This window comes from Pseudomonas sp. PLMAX, from assembly GCF_046042685.1.
Taxonomy (GTDB): Bacteria; Pseudomonadota; Gammaproteobacteria; order Pseudomonadales; family Pseudomonadaceae; genus Aquipseudomonas; species Aquipseudomonas putida_AE.
In genome coordinates, this window is the sequence record NZ_CP064949.1 from 6,120,324 (window position 1) to 6,132,609 (window position 12,286).

General features: G+C 60.2%; 8 protein-coding genes and 1 pseudogene. 5 read left to right on the forward strand and 4 right to left on the reverse strand.

Going from position 1 to position 12,286, the window contains the following annotated elements; genetic code table 11:
• Positions 1–353: 353 nt before the first annotated feature.
• The 3 genes from DKB71_RS27815 to DKB71_RS27825 all read right to left on the reverse strand — a co-directional run bounded on the left by DKB71_RS27815 (position 354) and on the right by DKB71_RS27825 (position 2,540).
• Positions 354–1,370: an RHS repeat-associated core domain-containing protein gene (locus DKB71_RS27815; protein WP_408598736.1), complete on the reverse strand. Its 1,017-nt coding sequence runs from the start codon at positions 1,368–1,370 to the stop codon at positions 354–356.
• 278 nt (positions 1,371–1,648) lie between these two features.
• The gene (locus DKB71_RS27820; RefSeq protein WP_408598738.1) at positions 1,649–2,290 is read right to left on the reverse strand and encodes a Pr6Pr family membrane protein; all 642 of its coding nucleotides are present in this window, start codon (positions 2,288–2,290) and stop codon (positions 1,649–1,651) included.
• A gap of 19 nt (positions 2,291–2,309) precedes the next feature.
• A complete protein-coding gene (locus DKB71_RS27825) occupies positions 2,310–2,540 on the reverse strand; it encodes a VF530 family protein (RefSeq protein WP_274074250.1) in 231 nt (76 codons plus the stop codon).
• 259 nt (positions 2,541–2,799) lie between these two features.
• Here DKB71_RS27825 and DKB71_RS27830 point away from each other — a divergent pair, with 259 nt between their 5' ends.
• From DKB71_RS27830 to DKB71_RS27850, 5 genes and pseudogenes are all read left to right on the forward strand, one after another.
• A complete protein-coding gene (locus tag DKB71_RS27830; RefSeq protein ID WP_408598740.1) occupies positions 2,800–4,167 on the forward strand; it encodes a carbohydrate porin in 1,368 nt (455 codons plus the stop codon).
• 41 nt (positions 4,168–4,208) lie between these two features.
• Positions 4,209–4,298 (forward strand): annotated as a pseudogene (locus tag DKB71_RS27835) (outer membrane lipoprotein carrier protein LolA); the annotation flags it as partial.
• A gap of 94 nt (positions 4,299–4,392) precedes the next feature.
• Positions 4,393–6,801 (forward strand): glucose/quinate/shikimate family membrane-bound PQQ-dependent dehydrogenase, encoded by a 2,409-nt coding sequence (locus DKB71_RS27840; RefSeq protein WP_408598742.1) that lies wholly within the window; start codon positions 4,393–4,395, stop codon positions 6,799–6,801.
• A 316-nt stretch (positions 6,802–7,117) separates the two neighbouring features.
• A complete protein-coding gene (locus DKB71_RS27845) occupies positions 7,118–9,169 on the forward strand; it encodes a putative bifunctional diguanylate cyclase/phosphodiesterase (protein WP_408598744.1) in 2,052 nt (683 codons plus the stop codon).
• A gap of 225 nt (positions 9,170–9,394) precedes the next feature.
• Complete coding sequence (locus tag DKB71_RS27850; protein ID WP_274074246.1) at positions 9,395–10,750, forward strand: imelysin family protein; 1,356 nt, start codon at positions 9,395–9,397, stop codon at positions 10,748–10,750.
• A gap of 91 nt (positions 10,751–10,841) precedes the next feature.
• Here the strand turns inward: DKB71_RS27850 and ltrA are convergent, their stop codons facing one another.
• The gene (gene ltrA / locus DKB71_RS27855; protein ID WP_408598746.1) at positions 10,842–12,263 is read right to left on the reverse strand and encodes a group II intron reverse transcriptase/maturase; all 1,422 of its coding nucleotides are present in this window, start codon (positions 12,261–12,263) and stop codon (positions 10,842–10,844) included.
• Between the last annotated feature and the right edge of the window lie 23 nt (positions 12,264–12,286).

Sequence of the window (12,286 nt, forward strand, 5' to 3'; positions counted from 1 at the left end):
TGACAGCTGTGCGCAGGGTGGAAAACCGGGAATCAAGGAAACCGGCACGTCCGAAGACGTCCCACGCACAGCCGCCATAACTCACGCCGCAGACACAAATAAAGCGCCGGCAGACGTGATGGGGGCGCTGTTGCGCCTTGATTTACACGGGTTTCCACACCCGGTCGCTGAATTGGCAGCGACGGTGGGAGGGTATCGTGTGGTCCCTTTTCCCGAAACCTTCGAGAGCGCTGAACAATGATTTGGTCAGTCACCGCCGGAAAAGCGGGACGTAAAAGCGGACAGGCTTATTTCCCAGCTAAGAGCAATAAATCGTCCCCTTGTTCGTTTTTCACGACTAGACATTCGCACTATTAACGGCGGATAGGGGGGAACCTGGCGTTAAATTCTAAACCTGCTTCTAAACCAGCCCTGGCTATATCCGCCTGCATTCTTCGAGGATCTTGTCCAGCTTCTCGAATTTGTCGAGCCCGCATTTGCATCATGTCATTTACTGCTCGTTCTCGCGCTAGGGCCCGATGTAGCCGCAGTTCTCGCGATTCTTGGGGTGGTAGTGGGCGGTTGCCACGTAAATCACTTGGATGACCTCCAGCTGCGTCGCCTTGAAGTTGATTGTGTTCAAGGCTCGGCTCTTTTACTTTACCGTTCCATACAACACGTCTGTCGGGGTCAATTTTACCGGCTAGCAGATTCGGGTTTTGATTAGGCCTACTCGTAGACGGAAAATAGCTAGGCCTCTCATGCGGTGGTGGTCCGTCGTATCCGTGGTATAGGCCCGTGGTTGGTTGAATGTCGCTGATAGCTGGACTGTTATTTCCTCTTGGACCCGGTGTTGAAGCGGTAACGGTACTTATTCTGCCTAACGCCTTCAGTTCCCCAGTTTTTTCAGGACGCATTGGGCCGAGAGGAGCTGAAGCCATTAGGCTTTTGGAACGACTTGGCCCCGTAATGTCGGCGCCACCAAATAGAAAGTTAAAAATATTGGCTCCCATCTTACCCCATCGAACATGCCCCGTCGGATCCGAAAAATTTACCGGATCCCCCACGCAATACACATACGTATTCAACCCGCCATTTCCAAACGGACTCCATCTATCTGGGCTATGGAAGCGCATGAATATCGGGTTGTAAGCGCGGTAGCCGTTGCCCAGTAAATACCAGCCGATGCGCGCCTCACGCAATTCACCGTTGAAACCTAATCGCGTCGCAACTTCCTGCTGCCCGGATTGTTGACCGTAGGCAGAATAGGCGATGGAGTTGGGCTTGCCCCCTGCGATTTCGGCGAACACCGAGTTCTTATTGTCGGTTGCCAGCAGGACAGTGCGTTGCCCAAGCGAGTTGCGATGGTTATCAGCCATAGAGTCAGTCATGAAAAGGTCTACCTTGTTGAACTTTCCGACTTTATTCAAGGCCTCCAGTTTGATTCATTCTGCATAGCGTTGGGTACTAGCAGAACTGCTAGTACCCATGGGCGGACTTGCTCCGGGCGGCGTTCCGACGTAAGCGGTGGTCAGCTGACATCTCTATCGACTGGTCGGCAGTCTTCGCGAGCAAGCCCGCTCCCACATTGGATGATTGCCATGTACAGGATCTGCGTTCGCAGGCGATCCACTGTGGAAGCCTGCTGGCGATGGCGATATTACCTACACTACAAAGCCAGGCCTTTATTACGACGCCCCAGCCACCGATCCCACGCGATCACCATCAACGCAATCAAGACAAACCCCAGCAGCAATCCCCCGGCATTGATAAACACCTGTGGATAACCCAGTTTCTCCACATCAATGAATGGGTAGGGATAAACCGCCAGCACATGCCCACGCAGCAGCGAATAGGCGAAGTAGACCAGCGGGTAGATCACCCACAATCCGATGTGTCCCACCCGCAGCCTGCCCTTGGGCACGCAACGCCACCAATACACCAGGAACAGCAGCGGCATCACGTCATGCAGCAACTCATCGGCCAGCCATTGCCAGCCTTCTGGATGCCATAGATGACGCAGCAACAGGTTGTAGGCCAGGCTGACCACTACGATGCTCACGGCAATGCCACTACTGACCCACGGCTGCAGGAACCAACGACGCGCCGCCGATTCGCGGGACGTCGCTGCACAGGTCAGCACGGTCGCCACCAGGGTGTTACTCAGCACGGTGAAGTAGCTGAAGAAACTCACCAGGCCGCCGAGCAGACTGGCGCCGAAATTCCAGCGCGCAAAAAAAATCAGGTACAGCTGGATACTTAGGCCGGCCCAGCCCAGCACGGCCGCCAGTGTAATCAAGCGTCGCTGCATACCCTGCGCGGGCGGCATGTCAGACCGGGCGCTTGGTGCGCATCAGTTTCACGTATAGACGTTCGACTTTCTCCCGCGCCCACGGGGTCTTGCGCAGGAACGTCAGGCTCGACTTGATGCTCGGATCGCTCTTGAAGCAACGGATATCGATGCGCTCGGCCAGCCCCGACCACTCGTAGTGTTCAACCAGCGCGTTGAGGATCTGTTCCAGTGTCACGCCGTGCAGCGGATCGGGGTTGTGTTCGTTCATGCCAGGCCTTCGAGCAGAGTGTGGAATTGGAAGCCGCGCACCTTACGTTAAATGTAGGTGAAACGGAAAAGATCGCAGCCTGCGGCAGCTCCTACAGGACTGTTACCAAATCTGAAAGGATGCATGTCGGTAAAAGCGCTTTCTCTATTTGTAACAGAACATTATCCTTACACCCGCCCAAGCTGAAACGCTTCTGCCGTCAGCTTTGCTTCTGTCGTTTACGTTCATCCCCCAGAAAAAGATCAAGAATTCCTTCTCTATGCCTGAATTACGATTCTCGAAAGACAGCGCTGTCTTTACGCCTGTCGCTTGCCTGCTCACAGGCCTCGGCGCTTTCAGCCTCGCCACTTGCGCCCAGGCGGCGCCCGCCTTTGACAGCGACTCACCGTGGATGCTCGGTGACTGGAACGGCACCCGCAGTGAACTCTCGGCAAAGGGCTACGATTTCAAGATCGACTACACCGGCGAAATGGGCAGCAACCTGCATGGCGGCTACGATCACGATCGTACCGCTCGCTACAGCGATCAGTTCGCCCTGGGCACTCACCTGGACCTGCAGAAAATCCTCGGCTGGGACGACGCCGAGTTCCAGCTGACCATCACCAAGCGCAGCGGCAACAACATCAGCAACGACCGAATCAACGACCCACGGGTCGGCGGCTTCACCTCGGCTCAGGAAGTCTGGGGCCGTGGCCAGACCACGCGTCTCACCCAGATGTGGTACCAGCAGAAATTCCTCGACCAGAAGCTCGACATCAAGGTCGGCCGTTTCGGCGAGGGCGAAGATTTCAACAGCTTCCCCTGCGACTTCCAGAACCTGGCGTTCTGCGGCTCCCAGGTCGGCAACTGGGTGGGCGACATCTGGTACAACTGGCCCGTCAGCCAGTGGGCGATGCGGGTCAAGTATCACCTGACACCCGAGTTGTACGCGCAGGTCGGCGCCTACGAGCAAAACCCGTCGAACCTCGATCGCGACAACGGCTTCAAGCTCAGCGGCAGCGGTACCCAAGGGGCCATCCTGCCGGTGGAACTGGTGTGGACGCCAAAGCTCAACGGTCTGCCGGGTGAATACCGTGCCGGCTACTACTACAGCAACGCCAACGCCACCGATGTCTACAAGGACAGCCACGGCCTGCCTGCCGCCCTGAGTGGCGAGGCTTACCGCAGCGCATCGAGCAAGCATGGGGTGTGGCTGGGCATCCAGCAGCAAGTCACCAGCATCGCCAGCGACCACTCCCGCGGCCTGAGCCTGTTCGCCAACGGCACGATGCACGACAAGAAAACCAACGCCATCGACAACTATGTCCAGGCCGGCCTCGTCTACAAAGGCCTGTTCGATGCCCGCGCCCGGGATGACATCGGCTTTGCCATGGCCCGCGTGCACGTCAACCCGGCGTATCGCAAGAATGCCGAGGCGAGCAATCAGGCCAAGGCTGTCTTCGACTACGACGACCCGGCCTTCCTGCCGCCCCAGGACACCGAATACAGCGCCGAGCTCTATTACGGCGTGCACGTCACGAACTGGCTGACCGTGCGCCCGAACCTGCAATACATCCGCCACCCCGGTGGCGTGAACGAGGTCGATGACGCGCTGATTGGCGGGATCAAGATCCAGTCGTCCTTCTAACCAACACCACAAAACCCCTTGTAGGAGCGAGCTCGCTCGCGATGGTCGTGAACGATAACGCTGCGAACCTGACACCCCGCATCGTTCTCAGGTTTTTCGCGAGCAAGCTCGCTCCTACAGGGGATTGCGTGAACCCGATAGATATATCTGAACCATGCCCACGCGGGATCGTCATCTACAGTGAACCTGCGCGGGACCACTTGAAACGTCACGGAGAACCACACTATGAGCACTGAAGGTGCTTTGAGTCGAAGCCGTTTATTGCCGACCTTGCTCGGCATACTGCTTCTGGTAATGGGCCTGGCCATGCTGGCCGGCGGGATCAAGCTGAGCATGCTCGGCGGTTCGCTGTACTACCTGCTGGCCGGTATCGGCCTGGCGCTGACCGGCATCCTGCTGATCGCCGCGCGCCGCGCCGCGCTGGGCCTGTACGCACTGGTGCTGTTCGCCAGCACCGCCTGGGCACTGTGGGAAGTCGGTCTCGACTGGTGGCAACTGGTGCCGCGCCTGGCAATGCTGTTCGCCCTGGGCCTGGTCATGTTGCTGCCGTGGTTCCGCCGTCCACTGCTGCGTAATGGCGCCGCTCCCATGGGCACCGGCGCCCTGAGCGTGGCCGTGGTGATCGCGGGCGCAACCGCCCTGGCCAGCCAATTCACCAACCCGGGTGAAATCAAGGGTCAGCTGGATCGCGACAGCGTGCCGGGCATGACCAACACCGCCCCGGCCATGCCTGACGGTGACTGGAACTCCTATGGCCGCAGCGCCCATGGCGACCGTTACTCGCCGCTGGCGCAGATCACCCCGCAGAACGTCAACAAGCTGGTACCGGCCTGGACCTACCGCACCGGCGACCTGCCAGGGCCGAACGACCCGGGTGAAACCACCGCCGAAAACACCCCGCTGAAAGTCAACGGCATGCTCTACGTGTGCACGCCGCACAGCCAGGTGATCGCGCTGGACCCGGACACCGGCAAGGAAATCTGGCGTTTCGATCCGAAGCTCTCGACGCAGAATGCGGCGAACTTCAAGGGTTGGGCGCACATGACCTGCCGTGGCGTGACCTATCACGATGACGCGGTGTATGCCTCCGAGCAGAGCCCGACCGGTACGGCCAGCCCGGCCCCGGCCAGCGCTTGCCCGCGCAAGATCTTCCTGCCGACCGCCGACACCCGCCTGATCGCCCTGAACGCCGACACCGGCAAGATGTGCGAAGACTTCGGCGACAAGGGCCAGGTCGACCTGCGCGCCAACATCGGCGGCTTCACGGCCGGCGGTTACTACTCCACCTCGCCACCGGCGGTCACCAAGGACCTGGTGGTGATTGGCGGCCACGTCACCGACAACGTCTCCACCGACGAGCCGAGCGGCGTGATCCGCGCGTTCGACGTGCACACCGGCAAACTGGTGTGGAACTGGGACAGCGGCAACCCGGACGACACCACGCCGATTGCCGAGGGCAAGACCTACACCCGCAACTCGCCAAACATGTGGTCGATGTTCGCGGTCGATGAAAAACTCGGCATGCTCTACCTGCCGATGGGTAACCAGACCCCGGACCAGTTCGGCGGCGCGCGTACCCCCGAATCGGAATTGCACGCGGCCGGCCTGACCGCCCTGGACATCGCCACCGGTAAAGTGCGCTGGAACTTCCAGTTCACCCACCATGACCTGTGGGACATGGACGTCGGCGGCCAGCCTACCCTGATGGACCTGAAAACCGCTGACGGCGTGAAGCAGGCCGTTTTGGCGTCGACCAAGCAAGGCAGCATCTACGTGCTGGACCGCAGCACCGGTCAGGCCATCGTGCCGATCAACGAAGTGCCGGTGCCGCAAGGCGCGGTGGAAGGCGACCACACCTCGCCGACCCAACCGAAATCCGACCTCAACCTGATGCCACCGCCGCTGCAGGAGCGCGACATGTGGGGCGTCACGCCGTTCGACCAACTGATCTGCCGGATCGACTTCAAATCCATGCGCTACGACGGCCCGTTCACCCCGCCTTCGCTGCAGGGTTCGATCGTCTATCCCGGTAACTTCGGCGTGTTCGACTGGGGCGGAATCTCGGTTGACCCGGTGCGTCAGATCGCATTCGTGAACCCGAGCTACATGGCGTTCAAATCGAAGATGATCCCGGCCGCGGAAATCGCCGCCCAGGGCCCGCGCAAAAGCGAAACCGAAGGCGTGCAACCCAACAAGGGCGCGCCGTACGGTGTGGTGCTCGAAGCCTTGCTGTCGCCAATGGGCCTGCCGTGCCAGGCACCGGCGTGGGGCTACGTGGCCGCGATCGACCTGACCACCCATGAAAAGATCTGGATGCACAAGAACGGTACCGTGCGCGACAGCTCGCCTGTGCCGATTCCGCTGAGCATGGGCGTACCGAGCCTGGGCGGCACCTTCACCACCGCCGGTGGCGTCGGTTTCCTCAGCGGTACCCTCGACCAGTACCTGCGTGCCTACGACGTGAAAAACGGCAAGCAACTGTGGGAAGGTCGCCTGCCGGCCGGCGCGCAAACCACGCCGATGACCTACACCGGCAAGGACGGCAAGCAATACGTGCTGGTCGTGGCTGGCGGTCACGGTTCGCTGGGCACCAAACAGGGTGACTATGTGATTGCGTACAAACTGTCGGAATAAGCAACAACCGTAGTTAAAGCCAGGGCGACTCTCGCAAGAGGGTCGCCTTTTTTGTGCCCTGAAACCGGCACTCGGCCCCTTGCCTCAGCGCCACAGCCGTCTAACATCAAACAAAAGGAAATTTTGTCCCAATCCCCTCAAGTTGAAGGACTCGACTACCGACACAGTACTCATTGGGCAATCGCCCCAGACCACAGCAAATCGGCCAAGCAGCAGGCAAATTCCCCCAGGGTGGATTGTCCCTTTGACTGCCATCACGGGATTGCCAATACTCATGGCAACTTGACGCTACCCGCACGGAACAAGGAATAACCCTTTGAAGCTGGAACTCAAGAACAGCTTGTCGGTGAAGTTGCTCCGGGTCGTGCTCCTGTCGGCATTGATCGTCGGCGTGGTCTTGAGCTGCGCGCAGATCGTTTTCGATGCCTATAAAACACGCCAGGCCGTCGCCGGCGATGCCGAACGCATCCTCGACATGTTCCGCGACCCCTCGACCCAGGCCGTCTACAGCCTGGACCGGGAAATGGGCATGCAGGTGATCGAAGGCCTGTTCCAGGACGATGCCGTGCGTCAGGCGTCCATCGGCCATCCCAACGAAGCCATGCTGGCGCAGAAATCCCGTGAGTTGCAGCACTCCAGCAGTCGCTGGCTGACCGACCTGATCCTCGGCAGGGAACGCACCTTCACCACCCAATTGGTGGGACGCGGCCCCTACAGCGAGTACTACGGCGACCTGAGCATCACCCTCGACACCGCCACCTACGGCAAGGGTTTTATCGTCAGTTCGGTGATCATCTTCATTTCCGGGGTATTGCGTGCCCTGGCGATGGGACTGGTGCTGTACCTGGTCTATCACTGGCTGTTGACCAAACCTTTGTCGCGCATCATCGAGCACCTGACCGAAATCAATCCCGACCGCCCCAGCGAGCACAAGATTCCGCTGCTCAAGGGCCACGAGAAAAACGAACTGGGGGTGTGGATCAACACCGCCAACCAGTTGCTCGAATCCATCGAGCGCAACACCCACCTGCGCCACGAAGCGGAAAACAGCCTGTTGCGCATGGCCCAGTACGATTTCCTCACCGGCCTGCCCAACCGCCAGCAATTGCAGACGCAGCTGGACAAGATCCTGGTCGATGCCGGCAAGCTGCAACGCCGGGTCGCGGTGCTGTGTGTCGGGCTCGATGACTTCAAGGGCATCAACGAACAGTTCAGCTACCAGACCGGCGACCAGTTGCTGCTGGCCCTGGCCGATCGCCTGCGCGCCCACAGCGGACGCCTGGGCGCCCTCGCCCGCCTGGGTGGCGACCAGTTCGCCCTGGTCCAGGCCGATATCGAGCAACCCTACGAAGCCGCCGAACTGGCGCAAAGCATTCTCGATGACCTGGAAGCGGCGTTTGACCTGGATCACCAGCAGATCCGCCTGCGCGCGACCATTGGCATCACCCTGTTCCCCGAGGATGGCGACAGCACCGAGAAGCTGCTGCAAAAAGCCGAGCAGACCATGACCCTGGCCAAGACGCGCTCGCGCAACCGCTATCAGTTCTATATCGCCAGCGTCGACACCGAAATGCGCCGGCGTCGCGAACTGGAAAAAGACCTGCGCGATGCACTGACCCGCGACCAGTTCTACCTGGTCTACCAACCGCAGATCAGTTATCGCGATCACCGGGTGGTCGGCGTCGAAGCGTTGATCCGCTGGCAGCATCCCGAGCACGGGATGGTGCCTCCGGACCTGTTCATCCCGCTGGCCGAGCAGAACGGCACCATCATCGCCATCGGCGAGTGGGTGCTGGACCAGGCCTGCAAGCAGTTGCGCGAGTGGCACGACCAGGGCTTCAGCGACCTGCGCATGGCGGTCAACCTGTCCACCGTGCAGTTGCACCACGCCGAGTTGCCACGGGTGGTCAACAACCTGCTGCAAATGTATCGCCTGCCACCGCGAAGCCTGGAGCTGGAAGTCACCGAGACCGGCCTGATGGAAGACATCAGCACCGCCGCCCAGCATTTGCTCAGCCTGCGCCGCTCCGGCGCGCTGATCGCGATCGACGACTTCGGTACCGGTTATTCGTCACTGAGTTACCTGAAAAGCCTGCCGCTGGACAAGATCAAGATCGACAAGAGCTTTGTCCAGGACCTGCTCGATGACGACGACGACGCAACCATCGTTCGCGCCATCATTCAACTGGGCAAGAGCCTGGGCATGCAGGTGATTGCCGAAGGCGTGGAGACCCTGGAGCAGGAGGCCTACATCATCTCCGAGGGCTGCCACGAGGGGCAGGGCTACTTCTACAGCAAACCGCTGCCGGCGCGGGAGTTGAGCGCTTACCTGAGGCAGGCCCAGCGTAGCAACGCCGCCATTTTGTAACCTATGTAGGAGCGAGCTCGCTCGCGATGGACGTTAACGATAACGCGTGCGGTCTGAATAAACGCGGCGCCCTGACGTTCATCGCGAGCAAGCTCGCTCCCACAAGGTGAATAAGAAATATTTCCAACCACAACCCTTTACACATAATGCGAAAGATTTGCATTATGTCGCAGTTTTGCGCGCTGGACGCGTTATACCACCCCCTCTCGAAGCAGGATGTTCGCCATGATTCGTATGCCTCTGGCTACCGCCAGTCTGTTGGCCATCGCAATTTCCCTCGCCGGTTGCGGTGAAGGTAAAGACAAAGAAAAAGCGGCCGCTCCTGCGCCAGCGGCCAGCACCGCTGCTGCCCCGGCCGCTCCAGCCGCTGCACCTGCGGCTGCCAGCAAGGTCGACGAAGCCGCTGCCAAGGCCGTTGTCGCACATTACGCCGACATCGTGTTCGCCGTTTACAGCGATGCCGAATCCACTGCGAAAACCCTGCAAACCGCCGTTGACGCTTTCCTGGCCAAGCCGAACGCCGACACCCTGAAAGCCGCCAAGGCTGCCTGGATCGCCGCCCGCGTTCCTTACCTGCAGAGCGAAGTGTTCCGCTTCGGCAACACCATCATTGACGACTGGGAAGGTCAGGTGAACGCCTGGCCACTGGACGAAGGCCTGATCGACTACGTCGACAAATCCTACGAGCACGCACTGGGTAACCCTGGCGCCACGGCCAACATCATTGCCAACACTGAAATCCAGGTCGGCGAAGACAAGGTCGACGTGAAAGACATCACCCCGGAAAAACTCGCCAGCCTGAACGAGCTGGGCGGTTCCGAGGCCAACGTCGCCACTGGCTACCACGCCATCGAATTCCTGCTCTGGGGCCAGGACCTGAACGGCACCGGCCCTGGCGCCGGCAACCGTCCAGCTTCGGACTACCTGGAAGGCAAAGGCGCCACCGGCGGTCACAACGATCGTCGCCGCGCTTACCTGAAGTCCGTGACGCAATTGCTGGTCAGCGACCTGGAAGAAATGGTCGGTAACTGGAAGCCGAACGTGGCCGACAACTACCGTGCCACCCTGGAAGCGGAACCGGCTGAAAGCGGCCTGCGCAAAATGTTGTTCGGCATGGGCAGCCTGTCCCTGGGCGAACTGGCGGGCGAGCGCATGAAGGTTTCCCTGGAAGCCAACTCCCCGGAAGACGAACACGACTGCTTCAGCGACAACACCCACAACTCGCAGTTCTACGATGCCAAGGGCATCCGTAACGTGTACCTGGGCGAATACACCCGCGTCGATGGCACCAAAATGACCGGCGCCAGCCTGTCGTCCCTGGTAGCCAAGGCCGACCCGGCTGCCGACACCGCGCTCAAGGCCGACCTGGCCGCCACCGAAGCCAAGATGCAGGTCATCGTCGATCACGCCAACAAGGGTGAGCACTACGACCAGCTGATCGCTGCCGGTAACACCGCCGGCAACCAGATCGTCCGTGACGCCATCGCCTCACTGGTCAAGCAGACCGGTTCGATCGAAGCCGCCGCCGGCAAACTGGGGATCAGCGACCTGAACCCGGACAATGCTGATCACGAGTTCTGATCAACGCAGGCCAGCATGTGATCGAGTAGGAGGCGGATTCACATCCGCCGTCCTCTCACACCACCGTACGTACGGTTCCGTATACGGCGGTTCAGGTTACACGGCTAAGCCGGTTTATCGTATCCAGTATCGAGACCAAACCGAGGCGATCCCACAGCTTCTTCGGCAGCGCCTGATTCATATGTGACGCTCCCGAGTTCCACCAAGGGCCCTGCCCATTGGACGCCGATCTACGAGCGCGTCCTTCGTCGATCCCCAGACGCATCAGGTTACGCGCCCTGGTTGAGGGCTGCTTCCATTGGCGCCAGAGGATGCAGCGCAGTTTGTGACGCACCCAACCGTCCAACTCCTCAAGGGGTCGCTTGCTTTGACTGAGCTTGAAGTAACCCGCCCAGCCGCGCAGTACAGGGTTAATCCGCTCGATGACGCTCGCCATCTTGCAGCCCTGCGCTCCGCGCAGCAGGTCTCTAAGCCGGTCGCGCAAGCGGCCCAGGCTCATCACAGCTACTCTCAGTCTCGGCTGCTGATGCCAGCTCATCCCGTAACCCAGGTAATCGCACCTCCAGGATCCGGCTACCCGGCTCTTGTCCCGATTCAGCGTCAATTTAAGGCGCTGGTTCAGGAACCGCTCCACGCCGGCCATCACTCGCTCGCCAGCACGGCGACTGCGCACATAAATGTTCGCATCGTCGGCATAGCGCACGAAGCGGTGACCCCGTCGTTCCAATTCGCGATCGAGTTCGTTGAGCAGGATGTTCGACAGCAACGGCGAGAGCGGGCCGCCTTGCGGCGTCCCTTCCTGCCGTCGGCTGGCAAGACCACCTGACATCGTCCCCGCTTCGAGGTAGCGACGGATCAGCGTGAGCACACGTTTGTCTTCGATTTGACGCTCGATGTAGGCCATCAATACATCGTGGTTGACCCGATCAAAGAACTTCTCCAGATCCAGTTCCACGCACCAGCGGTGACCCGCTGCCACGTGGGCACGGGCTGTTTCGATGGCTTGATGAGCGCTTCTGCCCGGACGAAAACCGTAGCTGTAGTCCGAGAACAACGGATCGAAGATCGGCGTGAGCTGTTGCAGCAGGGCCTGTTGGATCAGACGATCCACGACGCAGGGGATTCCCAGCTGTCTTGTTCCGCCTTTGGGTTTGGGGATGTCGACGGCGCGCACACCTTGCGGGTGATACTCGCCGGCCAGCAACCGAGTCTTGAGGATCGGCCAATACTGTTTCACGTAGCCCGCCAATTCGTCGACCGTCATGCCATCGGCACCCGGCGCGCCCTTGTTGCTGACTACGCGTTGATACGCACGTCTGAGGTTGGCCGGTGCAAGCACCCGCGCCATCAGCGTGTCCGGCTCCGCGTTCGTCCACGTCACAGACGCCGTCGATGCTTGCGCCCTGTCAGCCGTCATCCTCGGATACCGTCCGGGACCTGGGGTAACAGTTTCCTCTTGGAGAATATTCTGCGTTTCAGCATTCGACGAGACTCTGACGCCTACTGGCGGCATAACCTGTTCGGCCCTTGGTGGCA

Coding starts and splice junctions, on each gene's coding strand:
- DKB71_RS27815 (WP_408598736.1), bottom strand. CDS start 1,370: ATGACTGACTCTATGGCTGATAACCATCGCAACTCGCTTGGGCAACGC.
- DKB71_RS27820 (WP_408598738.1), bottom strand. CDS start 2,290: ATGCAGCGACGCTTGATTACACTGGCGGCCGTGCTGGGCTGGGCCGGC.
- DKB71_RS27825 (WP_274074250.1), bottom strand. CDS start 2,540: ATGAACGAACACAACCCCGATCCGCTGCACGGCGTGACACTGGAACAG.
- DKB71_RS27830 (WP_408598740.1), top strand. CDS start 2,800: ATGCCTGAATTACGATTCTCGAAAGACAGCGCTGTCTTTACGCCTGTC.
- DKB71_RS27840 (WP_408598742.1), top strand. CDS start 4,393: ATGAGCACTGAAGGTGCTTTGAGTCGAAGCCGTTTATTGCCGACCTTG.
- DKB71_RS27850 (WP_274074246.1), top strand. CDS start 9,395: ATGATTCGTATGCCTCTGGCTACCGCCAGTCTGTTGGCCATCGCAATT.
- ltrA (WP_408598746.1), bottom strand. CDS start 12,263: ATGCCGCCAGTAGGCGTCAGAGTCTCGTCGAATGCTGAAACGCAGAAT.